We start from the raw sequence: 14,895 nt of genomic DNA, 5'->3' as shown, positions 1-14,895 counted from the left end.
TGGTCGTGCTCACTTGAAAGACACCACCACCGGTTGCATGCGCGACAGCCCTTCGTAGCTCACCACCACCGTCTGCCCGGCCTTGGGCGGCAGCAGCGGCGAGAACGAGCCCAGGCTGATCAGGTCGCCCGGCTTCAGCGCGATGCCTTCCTTGGCCAGCGCGCCGGCCAGCCACACCACGGCATTGAGCGGGTGCTCGAGGATGTCCGACCCCTTGCCGGTGGCCAGCTCCTTGCCCTGCCCGTCCTTCATGACCACGCGCATGTCGCGCAGGCTTTCGAGCATCCAGGACTGGCCGTCGGCCGTGGTCGGCACATCGACCGGCAGCCCGCGCACGCCGAGCCGCGCGCCGACGTTGATCGCCGCCACGCCCGGGCCGTTGAGCTTCGAGGGCGTCTGCACCGCGAGGTCGGGCAGCTCGATGAAGGGAATGAGCTGGTCGATGTTGGCCAGCACCTCGGCCGGCGTCTTCGCCTTGTGGATGTCGGCACTCTTCACGCGCACCAGCATGTCGGCCTCGAACAGCGGCCGCGCGCCGAAGGCCGCATCGACCACCGCGCCGCTGTCCAGCAGCATGCGCTGGTAGAGCACGCCCCACACCGGCTGGTCGTAGTTGAAGCGCTTTTGCACCGCGGGGTTGGTGAGGCCCGCCTTGTAGCCGACCACGTCACCGAGGTTGCGCGCATGCAGCACGTTGAGCTTGGCGCGCGTGCAGGCCGCGTCGGCCTCGCTGAGGTTCTCGATGTCGGCGGCGGGCGTGCGTGCCGCCTGCGCGGCGGCGAAGTCGGCCACCTGGGTGTCGCTGAGGCAGGCGGCCTGGACCGAGGCGGCCAGCAGCGCTGAGCCCAGTGCGACAGACGCAAGGGTTTTGTTGGTGGGCAAGAATGTCCCCTCTTGTTAGATTCGAACGGTCAGCAATCGTACTGCCCTCGGGCGTTCCCCCTCATGGCCCTCATCCAATACCTCACCCAGATCCAGTTCGAATTCGGCGCCATCAAGCTCCTGTCGAGCGAGTGCGCACGCATCGGCATCAACCGCCCTCTGATCGTCACCGACGCAGGCGTGCGCGCGGCCGGCGTGCTGCAGAAGGCGCTCGACGCCATCGCCGATCTCGAGGTCTCGGTGTTCGACCAGACGCCCTCCAACCCGACCGAGGCCGCGGTGCGCGCCGCCGTCGAGCTGTACCGCAGCGGCCGCTGCGACGGCCTCATCGCCGTGGGCGGCGGCTCGGCCATCGACTGCGCCAAGGGCGTGGCCATCGCGGCCACGCACGAGGGCCCGCTCAAGACCTACGCCACCATCGAAGGCGGCTCGCCCAAGATCACCGAGCGCGCGGTGCCGCTCATTGCCGTGCCCACCACCAGCGGCACCGGCAGCGAGGTGGCGCGCGGCGCCATCGTCATCGTCGACGACCACCGCAAGCTGGGTTTCCACAGCTGGTTCCTGATGCCCAAGGCCGCCATCTGCGACCCCGAGCTCACGCTCGGCCTGCCGCCCCGGCTCACGGCCGCCACCGGCATGGACGCCATCGCGCACTGCATGGAAACCTTCATGTCGGCCGCCTTCAACCCGCCGGCCGACGGCATCGGCCTCGACGGCCTGGAGCGCGCCTGGGGCCACATCGAGCGCGCGACGAAAGACGGCAGCGACCGCGAGGCGCGCCTGAACCTCATGAGCGCCTCGATGCAGGGCGCCATGGCCTTCCAGAAGGGCCTGGGCTGCGTGCACTCGCTGAGCCACAGCCTGGGCGGCGTCGATCCGCGCCTGCACCACGGCACGCTCAACGCCCTCTTCCTGCCGGCGGTGATCCACTTCAATTCGGGTGCCGAGTCGGTGCAGAAGGAACAGCGCCTGCAGCGCATGGCGCAGGCCATGCACCTGGACTCGGCCGGCGACCTCGGTCACGCGATCCGCGACATGAACGCGCGCCTGGGCCTGCCCAAGGGCCTGGCCGAAGTGGGCGTGACGCCCGCGATGTTCGAACAGATCATCGACGGCGCCATGGCCGACCACTGCCACAAGACCAACCCGCGGCTGGCCACGCGCGACGACTACAAGGCGATGCTCGAAGCGTCGATGTAAAACCTTTGCGTCACTCCTGCTGCGCAGGCGTGCATTCGCTTTCACAAAAGGCCGTTTCGACGGCCTTTTGCATGTGGCGCGTCATGGATGTGACACGCGGCGTTTTCATACTGGCCTGGCCCCATCTGCAGAGGCTTCGCATCCGTGAAAGCCCGAGGGGTCAGGGAAGTGTCGAATGCCGCGTACCGTCCAAGTCCATACCGTCCTGAGCGCCGAGCAGCTCAAGTTCCGCGCGATGCGGGGACACGAAGGACTCTCGCAACTCTTCGAGTTCGAGGTCGACATGGTCAGCACCAGCTTCAACCTCGACCTGAAGCGCCTGCTCGGCACCTCGCTCACGCTGGCCATTGCCGACGACGGCACAACGCGCTACCTCAACGGCACCGTCGTGCGCTTCGAGCTGGTCGGGCGTGCCAACGAGACCGGCCGCCACTACATCTACCGCGCGCTCGTGCAGCCGTGGCTGTGGTACCTCACGCGTACCACCGACTGCCGCATCTTCCAGAACCAGAGCGTGCCCGAGGTGCTCGACGCGGTGCTGGGCAAGTACGGCTTCCAGTTCGAGAAGCGCCTCACGGGCAGCTACCGCCCCTGGGAGTACTGCGTGCAGTACCAGGAGAGCGACTTCGCCTTCGTGAGCCGCCTCATGGAGCACGAAGGCATCGCCTACCACTTCGAGCACGGCAACGGCTCGCACCTGCTGGTGCTGGCCGACGACACGGGCGGCTACCACCCGCTGCCGGGCCACGCGCGCATTCCCTACCGCCCGCGCGACCGCGTGGTGAATGCGCTGGAGCCCTGCATCGACCGCTGGCGCGTGGCCGAGCAGATCACCTCGGGCCGCGTGATGCTCGACGACTTCGACTTCAAGAAGTCGCGCGCCTCGCTGCAGAGCGTGCAGCAGGACCCCAAGGGCCACGACCACGCGACCTACGAAGTCTATGAATGGCTCGGCGGCTACAGCGAGCACCAGCAAGGCGACGCCTACGCGAAGATCCGCCTGCAGGAGCTGCAGTGCGCGCACGAGCTGGCCTCGGGCCACACCAACGTGGTGGGCATGGCGCCGGGCCACCTGTTCGAGATGACGCACTGCCCGCGCGAGGCCGACAACCGCGAGTACCTCGTCACCGGAACGCGCTACGACCTGCGCGAGCCCGAATACTCGACCGGCGGCAGCAGCGAATCGGTGTGCGAGTTCGACTTCACCGTGCTGCCCTCGGCCGTGCCCTACCGCCCTGCGCGCACCACGCCGCGTCCGCGCACCAATGGCCCGCAGACCGCCACCGTGGTCGGCCCCGAAGAGATCTGGACCGACCGCTTCGGCCGCGTGAAGCTGCAGTTCCGCTGGGACCGCTACGGCCAGTCGGACGAGAACAGCTCGTGCTGGGTGCGCGTGTCGAGCAACTGGGCCGGCGCCAACTACGGCACCATGCACATGCCGCGCGTGGGCCAGGAGGTGATCGTCGATTTCATCGGCGGCCAGCCCGACCGCCCCATCATCACCGGCCGCGTCTACAACAGCGACCAGATGCCGCCGTGGGAGCTGCCCGCCAACGCCACGGCCAGCGGCATCCTCACGCGCTCCAGCACCGGCGGCGCGGCCAACCAAGCCAACATGCTGCGCTTCGAGGACCGCACGGGCGCCGAGCAGATCCTGCTGCACGCCGAGCGCAACCTCGACGTCGAAGTGGAAGCCGACGAGACCCACACCACCGACGGCACCCGCACCACCCTCATCAAGGGCCACGAGTCCGCCACCTACCAGGACGGCGAGACGCGCGACATCACCGCGGGCGCGACGGAAACCATCACCGGCGGCGACACGCGCGACGTGACCGGCGGCTTCAGCGAAACCGTGAGCGGCGGCGTGACGCAGCGCATCACGGGCGGCAAGACGCGCACGCTCAGCGGCGGGCTCAACGACACCATCTCCGGCGGCGTGACCCTCGCCATCAGCGGCGGCTTCAACGGCACCATCGACGGCCAGGAAATCCGCTTCGTGAGCGCGGGCCGCAACGACACCATCAACACGTCGAACACCGTGCATGTGAACGGTCCGTCGAACACCACGGTGACCGGCCCCACGGTCCACACCTCGCCGGACGTGACCTTCAACACCACGAACCACATCCACAACACGACGCAGCACGTGATCAACACGAACGTCTACAACACGACGTCCAAGGTCTACAAGAACATCACGAACGACTACACGAACAACTCGAAGACCTACATCAACAACTACGCCAAGAGCAACGACTGGCGCTGGTACCGCGCGGGGGGCGTGGGGGCGCGTTTCTCGGCGGTCGGGCTGGCGCTCGACCTGTGGGGGCTGCGCCAGCAGAACTACATCCTCAACTCGCAGTTCTCTGGCATCCGGCTCGACGTGGCGGTGTTCCGCTCGCAGAACTCAGCGACCGAGATCGAGGGGAAGATGCTCAAGGTCGCGAACATCGGCATGAAGATCGCCAGCGGCGGCCTGGCCTTCGCGGCCAAGGCGATGACCGTCAAGGTCTGAGCCGCCGCCCCATCGATGGCCATCTGGGAACAGGTCCTCTGGAGCGTCTTCGCCGTGATGATGGGCGGGGCGCTGCTGGCCGGCGTCGCGGTGGTCGTCACCGCCACGCGCGAGCAGCGCAGGTACACGCAGGAGCGGCGCATCGGCGAGCGCCTGGGCGGGGCCGGCGTGGCCACGCACGGCGTGGTGGCGCAGGTGCGGCGCTCCGAACACCAGCTCACCAGTCCGGGCAGCCACGGCCAGTGCATGGTCGCGCTCGAATTCACGCTGCAGATGCCGCCGTCGTCCCCGGTGCCGAGCGTGGTGCTGCGCACGCTGGTCGACGAGCTGCTGCTGCCCCGCCTCGCGGTGCCGGGCGCGACCCTGCACCTGGTCCAGGACCCGGCGCACCCCGACGTGGTGTCGGTCGACCGGCAGCGCACGCCGCTCGAAGTGGCACCCGCACGGAGCTGATCCCCCTTGAAAACCGTCAAGCCGCTGCGGCTGAGTGTCATCACGCGCCCCTTCCTGCGGGGTGGCCGGCAACGCCTGGGCGTCACGCTGATGGGCATGGTGTCGATGGACGCTGCGCCCGTGCTGCTGCCCGAGCCGGAGTTCTGGAAGATCGCCGCCGAAGAGCTCGGCCCGACGGGCGCCATCGACCTGGGCGTTCCCAAACCCCACGCCGAGTTCCTGGCCACCGGCCATGCCTACACCCGGCACCAAGCCGACAAGACCGCCTGCGCCGTCGCAATGCGTGTGGGTGAGCTTTCGCGCCAGCTGCTGGTGTTCGGCGACCGCTTCTGGCTCGACGGCCGCGCCACCGCGCCGCAGCCCTTCGAGTCGATGCGGCTCGATGCCACGCGCGCCTACGGTGGCCCCGGCTTTGCCGAGAACCCGCAGGGCATCGGCCACGCGCACGAGACGGTCAACGGCCTGCAGGTGCAGCGCCTGCCGAACATCGAAGACCCGCAGCAGCGCATCGACCGGCCCGACCGCGAGACCGAGCCCACCGGTTTCGGCCCGATCGAGCTGACCCGGCCCAGCCGCATGCGCCTGATCGGCCGGCAGTACGACGGCCACTGGCGCGAGCACCTGTTCCCCGGTTTTTCGGAGGACATGGACTGGCGCTTCTTCAACGCCGCGCCGCCGCAGCAGCACTGGCCCGCGCGCGACCACATCCCCGGCGGCGCGCCCTACGAGATCTGGCACATGCACCCCTCGCAGCCGGTGCAGCGCGGGCGCTTGCCCGACTGGCGTGCGCGCGCCTTCATCGCGCGCCGAAACGGGCCTGGCCGCGAGCCGGAGCAGTTCGACGAGGTGCCCATGCGCCTCACCACGGCGTGGTTCTTTCCGCACCGCGGGCAGGTGGCGCTGATCCACCACGGCGAGATCGACATCGTGGAAGACGACGCCGACGACGTGACCCATGTGATGCCGGCCATCGAAGCCGCGGGCGATGCACCGCGCCCGCTGGCGCACTACTTCGCCCTCCTCCAGCGCCGCTGCGATCCCGAGACGGGCGCGCTGCATGCCGCCCGCGACGACGAGCTGCTGCCCGCGCAGGCCATCGGCCCGTGGCTCGACACGCTGGACGACGGCGAGGAATCCGCGTTGGTGCGCAACATGCGCGAGCGTGGTGACCGGCTGCGCGCGGACATGATGCAGCAGGCGCGCGAGGCCGGCCACGATCCGCGCCTGCTGCGCGAACGGCCGCTGCCCGAGCCCTTTCGCAAGGTGCCGACGCTCGCCGAGCTGCCGGAGTTCGTCGAGCGCACGCGGCGCTTCACGCAGGACCAGCGCCAGGCGCTCGAAGACGGCCGGCGCGAGCTCGAGCGCGCGGGTCAGCGCAATGCGGCCGAGTCACGCCAGGTCGGTTTCGATTCCGCAGAGTTGGTCTCGAACATCGACCGCACCACGACCAAGGGGCCGCCCGCCTTCGATGCGCAGACCGTGCTGCAGGGCATGTTCGGCATCGCCGCCGCCACGGGCACATCCGCGCTGCCGCCCGCGCAGCAGCAGGCCTTCTCGGAGGTGGTCGAGAAAGGCCAGCGCGGGCTGATCGACATGTACCGGATGGGCGCGCAGCACCAGTCGCCCGCCGACGTCCTCGAAGGCGAACGCGCCGCCGAAGCGCGCCAGCGCGTGCAGGACGTGATGGCCAGCACGCGCGACCTCTCGGAGATGGACCTGACGGGCGCGGACCTGTCGGGCATGGACCTGCGCGGCGCACGCCTGCACCGCACCTTGCTCGAACACGCGAACCTCGAAGGCGCCCGGCTCGATGGTGCGGATGCCACCGAGGCCGTGCTCGTGCGTGCGCGCCTTTCGCGGGCCTCGCTCGCGGGCTGCGTGCTGCACCGCGCGAACCTCAGCCTAGCGCACTGCGTCCACACCGTGTTCGCCGGTGCGCAGCTGCACCACACCACGCTCGAGCAGACGCACCTCGACCACTGCGATTTCTCGCAAGCCTCGCTGGAGCACCTGACCGTGCTCAGCCTGCAGGTCGAACACTGCCGCTTCGATGCCGCGCGTCTTTCCTACGTGACCTTCCTCGAACAGACCCGCCTGCAGGACTGCAGCTTTCGCAACGCCGTGCTCCACAAGGTCGGCCTGATCTCGTGCATCGCCGAGCGGCTCGACTTCAGCGCGGCCCGGCTCGAAGCCTGCGCCTGGGCCCACACCTCGGGCGACACCGGCATCGTCTTTCGCGGCGCCACCCTGCACACCACCTGCTTCGTCGGCACCAGCAGCCTGCGCACCATGGACTTCGAAGACGCGACGCTGGTGCAATGCGGCCTGCGCGAGATGCCGCTGGACGGCGCGCGCTTCGTGCGTGCCACGCTCGACACCTGCGACCTGTCGGCCTGCAGCCTCACGGGCGCCGACCTCAGCGGCTGCGATGCGCCCGAAAGCCTTTTCATCCGCGCCGACTTCACGCAGGCCTCGCTGCGCGGCGCCAACCTCATGCATGCCAGCCTGCAGAAAGCCCGCCTGGTGCGCACCGACCTGCGCGAGGCCAACCTGTTCCGCGCCGACGTCTCGCAGACCCTGATCGACAGCGTGACCGACACGCACGGCGCGCACCTCGAACAGGCCAAGACCCTCCCGCGCCGCGCCGCGGACCCGGCCCGATGACGCCGGCCGAGCTGGCAGCGAAGATCCGCGGCGGCGACCACCTCCAGGACCAGGACTTCCAGGGCATGGACTTCGACGGCATGGACCTGCGCGGCGGCAGCTTCGGCGCCTGCGACTTCCGCCGGGCGAACCTGCGCGGCGCGCGGCTGGGCGAATCGGTGTTCGACAGCTGCCGCTTCGACGACGCGGTGCTCGACACTGCCGACCTGCAGCACGCCGCCTTCCACCGCTGCGCCCTGCCCCGCGCGCGCCTGCGGTCTGCAGCGATGGCCCACGCCGTCTTCTCCGAGGCCGACCTGAGCCGCGTCGACATGAGCGCGGCGCAGGCGGGCCAGGCCACCTTTCACCAGAGCACGCTCGACGGCGCGGGCTTCGAGCGCGCGGACCTCACGAAGGCGGTGTTCGGCGAATGCCGCCTCGACGGCACGCGCTTCGACGACACGGCGCTGAACACCACCGTCTTCTACCGCGCGGCGCTGCGCGGCACGCACTTCAAGGGCGCGAGCTTCCACAACGTGATCTTCGGCGAGGCCGACCTCGCGGGGCAGGACTTCTCGGCGCAGTCGTTTCATCTGTGCCAGTTCATCGACGCCGACCTCACGGGCTGCAACTTCGCCGGCGCGCGTTTGAGCCAGTGCAACTTCAAGGGCGCGAAGCTCGCAGGCGCGGTGCTGTCGGGCGTGCAGGCGCCGCAGTGCCTGTTTCCCGAAGCCGACCTGCGCCGGGTGGACGCGCGCGGCGGGCACTTCGACCAGAGCCTGTGGGTGAGTGCCCGGCTCGACGACGCCGACCTGTCGGACGCGCGACTCGAACAGTGCGTGTTCCACCGCGCAAGCTGCCGCCGCACCGCGTTCGTCCGCAGCCACCTCGTGTACGCGGATTTCTCCTACGCCGACCTTGCCGATGCCGACCTGCGCGGCGCCACCTTCCACCGCACCCAGATGCACCGCGCGATCGAGACCGGCGTGCGCTGGAGCGACCGCCTCGGCGTGCTCGACAGCGACCCGGCGCTGTTCGAGGCCGAGCGCTTTTCCGCCGCCCGCGCGAACCGCCCGCAACGCGCCGGCCGCGACACCTTCGGCCGGCCGCTGCCGCCCGATCCACAGGACACCCCGCCATGAACCACCGCGCCGTTCGCGAAACCGTTTCGCCGCCGTCGAATACGCCCGAGACCGAGATGCACGCACTGCTGCGCAAGCCGCTGCCTGCGCAAGCCGCACCGGCCTGGACCGGCAGCGCGCTCGGCACCGTCGTGCAATCGCTGCCCGACGGCCGCTTCGTCGTCGAGCCGCAGCCGAGCGGCGCGCCCTGGCATTGCCCGCGCGCCGCGAGCTGCCTGTTGCAGCCCGCCGTGGGCGATGTCGTGCTCGTGGCCGGTCCGCAGCGCGACCAGCTGTTCCTGATCGCCGTCGTCACGCAGGCCGACCCCAGCCAGTCGCAACTCGTGGCCGACGGCGACCTCACGATCCGCTCGCGCCGCGGCGGCATCGCGCTGCAGGCGTCGTCTTTCGCGCTTCAGGCCGACAAAGCGACCGTCGACATCACCGACATGGCCTACCGCGGCGCCGAAGTGCGCGTGACCACGCTGGTCGCCCGCTTTGTGGGCCGCACGCTCGAGACCGTGCTCGACCGACTGAGCCTGCTCACGCGCTCGAGCTTTCGCCTCACCGAAGAGGTCGAGCAGGTGCGCGCGGGCCAGATCGACATGCAGGCCTCGCAGAGCCTGCGACTGCACGCCAAGAACACCTTCGTCACCAGCCAGGCGCTGGTGAAGGTCGACGCCGAACAGATCCACATGGGTTGATACCGACAAGGAGCCTGAACCATGTTCGCCAACGCACAGATGATGGGAATGGACCTCGCGTTTCCCGATGTCTGCAAGACACCGCCCGCACTGCCCGTGCCCTACCCCAACATCGCGCTCGGGCCCACGGCCCTGCCCAACGCCTGGAACATACTGTACGGAGGCACGCCCGTGCACAACATGGCGACCACCACGCCGATCACCAACGGCGACAACGCCGGCGTGCTGATGGGCGTGGTGTCGCAGACCGTGATGGGGCCGTCGCGCCACATCACCGGCGCCTTCACGGTGCTGCTGAAGGGCACGCCGTGCACGCGCATGACCAGCCTGGCGGTGCAGAACCGCTGCAACATCGTGGGCATGCGCATCGTGCCCAGCCAATTCAAGGTGCTGGTGCTGGCCCCCTGAAACAGCGCTGGAGGCTCAGTCGAGCTTGACGCCCGCCGTGCGGATCACCTTGCCCCACTTGGTGGTCTCGGAGGCAATGAAGGCGTCGAACTCCTCGGGCGTGCTGCCCGCCGGGAAGGTGCCCATGGCATCGAGCTTGGCGCGCGTCTCGTCGCTCTTGATGATGCGCGCCACCTCCTCCGACATGCGCTTGACGATCTCGCGCGGCGTGCCCGCCGGCGCCAGCATGCCGGCCCAGGTGCTGCCGGTGAAGCCCGCGAAGCCTTGCTCGATGAAGGTGGGCACGTCGGGCACGGCCGGCAGGCGCTTGTCGCCGGCCACGCCGATCAGCCGCACCTTCCCGGCCTTGCCCTGGTTGATGAGGCCCGTGGGCGCGTCGAAGAACAGCTGGATCTGCCCGCCCATCAGGTCGGTCAGTGCGGGCACCGCGCCGCGGTACGGGATGTGGATCATGTAGGTCTGCGTGAGCGACTTCCACAGCTCGCTCGTGAGGTGCGCGGCCGAGCCGTTGCCCGACGAGCCGAAGCTCACCTTGCCGGGGTGCTTGCGTGCGTAGTCGATGAGCTCGCGCGCGGTCTTGAACGGCGCGTCGTTGTTGACCGCCGCCAGCAGCGGCGACACCCCCATCAGCGACACGCCCACGAGGTCCTTGCGCGGGTCGTAGGGCAGCTTGGGGTACAGCGTGGTGTTGGCCGTGTAGGCCGCGATGACGACGCCGAAGGTGGTGCCGTCGGGCGCAGCCTTGGCCACGGCATCGACGCCGATCAGGCTGTTGGCGCCGGGCTTGTTGTCGATCACCACCGGCTGGCCCAGGCGCGTCTGCAGGCCCGCCTGCACCAGCCGCGCCATCTGGTCGGTGAAGCCGCCCGGCGTGTAGGGCACGACGATGCGGATCGGCTTGCTCGGCCAGGCGCTCTGCGCGAAAGACGGTGCGGCCAGACTGGCAGCAGCGGCGGCCGTGGCAAGAGAAAAACGGCGGCGGGAGAGCGTGGCGTGCGGCATGGTCGGGAACCCTTCGGATGGCATGGATCGGACCATTCTCGAAGCGCGCTCCTGCGCCGGCGCTCAGGGTTTGTCCCCGACGGGACAACGGTGCCTGGGCGGGCTCAGAGCGGCAGGATGTCGCGCGAACGCCCGTCGTCGCCGAGCCAGGCCTCGAACTCGTCCGACAGCCGCGTGGCCTCGCGCGTGGCCTGGCCCCAGGCCGAGATGCGGGCCTGCGCGTCGTTCGCGAAGCGGATGAAGTCCTTGCGGTCGGGCAGCTTGCCGTGCGGCAGCGTCTTGACCCACTCGGGATTCGGTGCGAGCACCACCATGCGGTCGAGAAAGCGCGTCGACTTGTGGCGCCAGCGCAGCCCTTTGTCGAGCCAGCCCGGCACCACGGCCTGCTGGAAGTGCGGGTACAGCACGATGCCTTCGTCGGCCGGCTGGTAGTCCAGATGCAGGTGGTAGTCGGTGATGCCGCCGTCCCAGTAGGCGCCGTGCGGCGCGCCCGGAATGTCGTGCACCGCCGCCAGCAGGAACGGAATGGAGCACGAGGCCTGCAGCACCCGGTTGAAGTTGGCCTCGCTCAGCGCGTGCTGGCGCGTGCGGAAGTCGGTCGTGCCGAAGGGCAAGGCCGCGCCGGGCGTGGAGAACACGCAGCGCTCCAGCCAGGCGCCCAGGCTCTTGCGGTGCAGGCTGTTGCTCGCGAAGGCGCCCAGGTAGCCCACCGGCGTGCGCGCCCTGCCCTCGCGCCCCAGGATGTGGCGCCCGCGCGAGGTCACCACATGCAGCCGGTAGCGCGCATGGCCCAGCACCTCGCCGATGCGTCCGCCGTAGAAGGTGTCGAGGCTTTCCGCGAAGCGCTCGCTGAGCTGGTGCGGGCTGAGCCGCTTCTGGCCCGGCGGCACTTCGAACTGCTGGCGCACATAGTCGTGCTCGAAGCGCCCGAAGGCCGCCTCCGGGTCCGACAGGCAGGCCGTCGCCAGCCGCCACGCGCCGATCGACGCACCCACCAGGTCCACCGGCTGGCTCGACTGCGTGAGCCAGCGCCCGAAGATGAAGCGATCGAGCGGCCCGAGGATCAGCCCCTTGGGCCCGCCCGCCGCACCGGGGATGGTGCGCACGTCCTGCGGGCGCAGGCCGTGCTGCTCGATGTGCTGGCGGGCCGCGGGGCCGGCGTAGATGCGCAGGGCTTTCATGCCAGTGGTGTTTGCAAGAAGCGTGCAGCACGGCGTGGATGCGCTGCATCTCTCGCAGGAACGAGAGATTCGGTACGCGCATCGGCTGAGAGCAGCAGGTCCTTGAGCGACGGTTTCGCCATCGCCCGCAACTGCTGCCATTCCGTCGCCTTCACCAGTACGGCGACCGCATCGCCACGCCTCGTAAGCATTTGCGGCCCGTCGGCCAAGCTGGCCTCCAGAATTTTGTCGAAGTTCGCTTTCGCGTCTTGCACAGGCCAGGATGTCATTTCGATCGCTCCCTCAGACTGTTCTCGGGCTGGTCAGCGACCGTGCGCCGGCTCGCAGCATCGACCTCCGATGCTGCGAACTGCCGGCTTACTTGCGCAACCCCTGCAACTTGGCAAACGCACTCGCCATCTGCCCCGCCGGCTGCGGCGAGTTGTCGCGCCGGCCTTGTTGCTGCTGGCCGCGCCCTGCCCCTTCGAAGCGGTTGTCACGCGGGCCGTCGCGGCGTGCGGGGGCGGCGTCGAGCTTCATCGACAGGCCGATGCGCTTGCGGGCCACGTCGACCTCCATCACCTTGACCTTGACGATGTCGCCGGTCTTGACGACTTCGCGTGCATCGTTGACGAACTTGTGGCTCAGCTGGCTCACGTGGACCAGGCCGTCCTGGTGCACGCCGAGGTCGACAAAGGCGCCGAACTGGGCCACGTTGCTCACGGTGCCTTCGAGGATCATGCCCTCGGTGAGGTCGGAGATGTCGTCCACGCCGTCGTTGAAGCGCGCCACCTTGAAGTCGGGGCGCGGGTCGCGACCGGGCTTCTCGAGTTCGCCCAGGATGTCCTTGACCGTGATGACGCCGAACTTCTCGTTGGCGAACAGCTCGGGCTTCAGCGTCTTGAGCATGTCGGCGCGGCCCATCAGCTCGGCGATCGGCTTGCCGGTCTTGACGATGATCTGCTCGACCAGCGGGTACGTTTCGGGGTGCACGCCGGTGATGTCCAGCGGGTCGGCGCCGTCGCGGATGCGCAGGAAGCCGGCGCTCTGCTCGAAGGCCTTGGGGCCGAAGCCGGTCACGTCGAGCAGCTGCTTGCGGGTGGAGAACGCACCGTTGGCCTCGCGCCAGCGCACCACGGCCTTGGCCACGCTGGCCGACAGGCCGGACACGCGGCTGAGCAGCGGCACGCTGGCGGTGTTCAGGTCGACGCCCACCGAGTTCACGCAGTCTTCGACCACGGCCTGCAGGGTGCGCGCGAGTTCGCTCTGGTTCACGTCGTGCTGGTACTGGCCCACGCCGATGCTCTTGGGATCGATCTTCACGAGCTCGGCCAGCGGGTCCTGCAGGCGGCGCGCAATGGAGGCGGCGCCGCGCAGGCTCACGTCGACATCGGGCATTTCCTGCGAGGCGAACTCGCTGGCGGAATACACGGAGGCACCAGCTTCGCTGACCACGACCTTGTCGACCGTCATTTCGGGCGCGCCGGCCTGCGCGGCCATCTTGGCCAGCAGCTTGATCAGGTCGCCGGCGAGCTTGTCGGTTTCGCGGCTGGCGGTGCCGTTGCCGATGGCGATCAGGTTCACGCCGTGCTTGGCGCACAGCTTGCCCAGGGTGTGCAGCGAACCTTCCCAGTCCTTGCGCGGCTCGTGCGGGAACACGGTGGCGGTCTCGACCAGCTTGCCGGTCGAATCGACCACGGCCACCTTCACGCCCGTGCGGATGCCGGGGTCCAGGCCCATCACGACGCGCCGGCCGGCGGGCGCGGCCAGCAGCAGGTCGCGCAGGTTGTCGGCGAACACCTTGATGGCGACCTTTTCGGCGTCTTCGCGCAGGCGGGTGAACAGGTCGCGCTCGGTCGACAGCGCGAGCTTCACGCGCCAAGTCCAGGCCACGCACTTGCGCAGCAGGTCGTCGGCCGGGCGGGCCGCGTGGCTCCAGCCCAGGTGCAGCGCGATCTTGCCTTCGGCGATGCTGGGCTTGCCCGGCTCGGGTTCGACGGGCAGCACGAGCTTGGCGTCGAGCACCTCGAGCGCGCGGCCGCGGAACACGGCCAGGGCGCGGTGCGACGGCACGCGGCCGATGGGTTCGTCGTAGTCGAAGTAGTCGCGGAACTTGGCGATGTCGGCGTTGTTCTCGTCCTTGCCGGCCATCAGGGTGGACTTGAGCAGGCCTTCGTTCCAGAGCCATTCGCGCAGGCGCTGCACCAGCACAGCGTCTTCGGCCCAGCGCTCGGACAGGATGTCGCGCACGCCGTCGAGCACGAGGGGCACGGTGGAGAAATCGGGGCCCGGCTTGCCGTCGTCCAGCGTGGTGGCGGGCTGCAGGAAGGCCTTGGCTTCGACGGCCGGGTCGAGCGTGGGGTCGGCCAGCAGCTTGTCGGCCAGCGGCTCGATGCCGAATTCACGGGCGATCTGGCCCTTGGTGCGGCGCTTCTGCTTGAACGGCAGGTACAGGTCTTCGAGCTCCTGCTTGGTGGGCGCGAATTCGATCGCGGCGCGCAGCTCGGGGGTCAGCTTGCCCTGCTCGTCGATGGCCTTGAGCACCGCCACGCGGCGGTCTTCGAGTTCGCGCAGGTAAGACAGCCGGGCTTCCAGTTCGCGCAGCTGGATGTCGTCGAGGCCGCCCGTGACTTCCTTGCGATAGCGGGCAATGAACGGAACCGTGGCGCCTTCGTCGAGCAGTTCGACGGCGGCCTTCACCTGGTGCTCGCCGACCTTGATTTCAACGGCGAGCTGGCGAATGATTTTCTGCATGTCTTGAGCGCGTCCCTGGCAAAGCGCGGAAGTTTGCCATAGGCGACGAG

At 69.1% G+C, this 14,895-nt stretch carries 12 protein-coding genes; 7 read left to right on the top strand and 5 right to left on the bottom strand.

Annotated elements, in window-relative coordinates; all coding sequences use genetic code 11:
* Positions 1-9 precede the first annotated feature (9 nt).
* On the bottom strand, positions 10-882 hold the full coding sequence (locus ACAM52_RS11490; protein ID WP_369647066.1) for a 2-keto-4-pentenoate hydratase: 873 nt from the start codon (positions 880-882) through the stop codon (positions 10-12).
* Positions 883-945: 63 nt separating this feature from the next.
* Between ACAM52_RS11490 and ACAM52_RS11485 the strand changes: the two genes are divergently transcribed.
* From ACAM52_RS11485 to ACAM52_RS11455, 7 genes are all read left to right on the top strand, one after another.
* Positions 946-2,082, top strand: a complete 1,137-nt coding sequence (locus ACAM52_RS11485; protein ID WP_062472908.1) for an iron-containing alcohol dehydrogenase — start codon at positions 946-948, stop codon at positions 2,080-2,082.
* Positions 2,083-2,257: 175 nt separating this feature from the next.
* On the top strand, positions 2,258-4,600 hold the full coding sequence (locus ACAM52_RS11480; protein ID WP_369647065.1) for a type VI secretion system Vgr family protein: 2,343 nt from the start codon (positions 2,258-2,260) through the stop codon (positions 4,598-4,600).
* A gap of 15 nt (positions 4,601-4,615) precedes the next feature.
* A complete protein-coding gene (locus ACAM52_RS11475; protein WP_369647064.1) occupies positions 4,616-5,053 on the top strand; it encodes a hypothetical protein in 438 nt (145 codons plus the stop codon).
* Positions 5,054-5,059: 6 nt separating this feature from the next.
* Positions 5,060-7,717 carry a DUF2169 domain-containing protein gene (locus tag ACAM52_RS11470; RefSeq protein WP_369647063.1) on the top strand — a complete coding sequence of 886 codons (2,658 nt, stop codon included), beginning with the start codon at positions 5,060-5,062 and terminating at the stop codon, positions 7,715-7,717.
* Positions 7,714-8,838 (top strand): pentapeptide repeat-containing protein, encoded by a 1,125-nt coding sequence (locus ACAM52_RS11465; protein WP_369647062.1) that lies wholly within the window; start codon positions 7,714-7,716, stop codon positions 8,836-8,838. The genes ACAM52_RS11470 and ACAM52_RS11465 overlap by 4 nt, the downstream gene beginning before the upstream one ends.
* Positions 8,835-9,521, top strand: a complete 687-nt coding sequence (locus tag ACAM52_RS11460; protein ID WP_062472918.1) for a DUF3540 domain-containing protein — start codon at positions 8,835-8,837, stop codon at positions 9,519-9,521. The genes ACAM52_RS11465 and ACAM52_RS11460 overlap by 4 nt, the downstream gene beginning before the upstream one ends.
* Before the next feature lie 21 nt (positions 9,522-9,542).
* Positions 9,543-9,929, top strand: a complete 387-nt coding sequence (locus ACAM52_RS11455; RefSeq protein WP_056580973.1) for a DUF4150 domain-containing protein — start codon at positions 9,543-9,545, stop codon at positions 9,927-9,929.
* A 15-nt stretch (positions 9,930-9,944) separates the two neighbouring features.
* Here ACAM52_RS11455 and ACAM52_RS11450 read toward each other — a convergent pair whose 3' ends face one another.
* The 4 genes from ACAM52_RS11450 to ACAM52_RS11435 all read right to left on the bottom strand — a co-directional run bounded on the left by ACAM52_RS11450 (position 9,945) and on the right by ACAM52_RS11435 (position 14,845).
* Entirely contained in the window at positions 9,945-10,931 is a 987-nt protein-coding gene (locus ACAM52_RS11450; RefSeq protein WP_369647721.1) for a tripartite tricarboxylate transporter substrate binding protein, read from the bottom strand.
* A gap of 104 nt (positions 10,932-11,035) precedes the next feature.
* On the bottom strand, positions 11,036-12,112 hold the full coding sequence (locus ACAM52_RS11445; protein WP_369647061.1) for a phospholipase: 1,077 nt from the start codon (positions 12,110-12,112) through the stop codon (positions 11,036-11,038).
* Entirely contained in the window at positions 12,109-12,381 is a 273-nt protein-coding gene (locus tag ACAM52_RS11440) for a type II toxin-antitoxin system Phd/YefM family antitoxin (RefSeq protein WP_369647060.1), read from the bottom strand. The genes ACAM52_RS11445 and ACAM52_RS11440 overlap by 4 nt, the downstream gene beginning before the upstream one ends.
* An 88-nt stretch (positions 12,382-12,469) precedes the next feature.
* On the bottom strand, positions 12,470-14,845 hold the full coding sequence (locus tag ACAM52_RS11435; protein ID WP_070060629.1) for a Tex family protein: 2,376 nt from the start codon (positions 14,843-14,845) through the stop codon (positions 12,470-12,472).
* Positions 14,846-14,895: the final 50 nt, after the last annotated feature.

Origin of the sequence: Variovorax sp. V118 (assembly GCF_041154445.1) — a bacterium.
GTDB classification, from domain to species: domain Bacteria; phylum Pseudomonadota; class Gammaproteobacteria; order Burkholderiales; family Burkholderiaceae_C; genus Variovorax; species Variovorax boronicumulans.
The sequence above is the reverse complement of the archived record's forward strand: the minus strand, read 5'-3'. Positions and strand labels throughout refer to the sequence as shown.

Bases quoted from the DNA above. Each gene is read 5' to 3' on its own strand.
- ACAM52_RS11445 (WP_369647061.1), bottom strand. From the start codon at position 12,112: ATGAAAGCCCTGCGCATCTACGCCGGCCCCGCGGCCCGCCAGCACATC.
- ACAM52_RS11440 (WP_369647060.1), bottom strand. From the start codon at position 12,381: ATGACATCCTGGCCTGTGCAAGACGCGAAAGCGAACTTCGACAAAATT.
- ACAM52_RS11435 (WP_070060629.1), bottom strand. From the start codon at position 14,845: ATGCAGAAAATCATTCGCCAGCTCGCCGTTGAAATCAAGGTCGGCGAG.
- ACAM52_RS11485 (WP_062472908.1), top strand. From the start codon at position 946: ATGGCCCTCATCCAATACCTCACCCAGATCCAGTTCGAATTCGGCGCC.
- ACAM52_RS11475 (WP_369647064.1), top strand. From the start codon at position 4,616: ATGGCCATCTGGGAACAGGTCCTCTGGAGCGTCTTCGCCGTGATGATG.
- ACAM52_RS11480 (WP_369647065.1), top strand. From the start codon at position 2,258: ATGCCGCGTACCGTCCAAGTCCATACCGTCCTGAGCGCCGAGCAGCTC.
- ACAM52_RS11465 (WP_369647062.1), top strand. From the start codon at position 7,714: ATGACGCCGGCCGAGCTGGCAGCGAAGATCCGCGGCGGCGACCACCTC.
- ACAM52_RS11455 (WP_056580973.1), top strand. From the start codon at position 9,543: ATGTTCGCCAACGCACAGATGATGGGAATGGACCTCGCGTTTCCCGAT.
- ACAM52_RS11460 (WP_062472918.1), top strand. From the start codon at position 8,835: ATGAACCACCGCGCCGTTCGCGAAACCGTTTCGCCGCCGTCGAATACG.
- ACAM52_RS11450 (WP_369647721.1), bottom strand. From the start codon at position 10,931: ATGCCGCACGCCACGCTCTCCCGCCGCCGTTTTTCTCTTGCCACGGCC.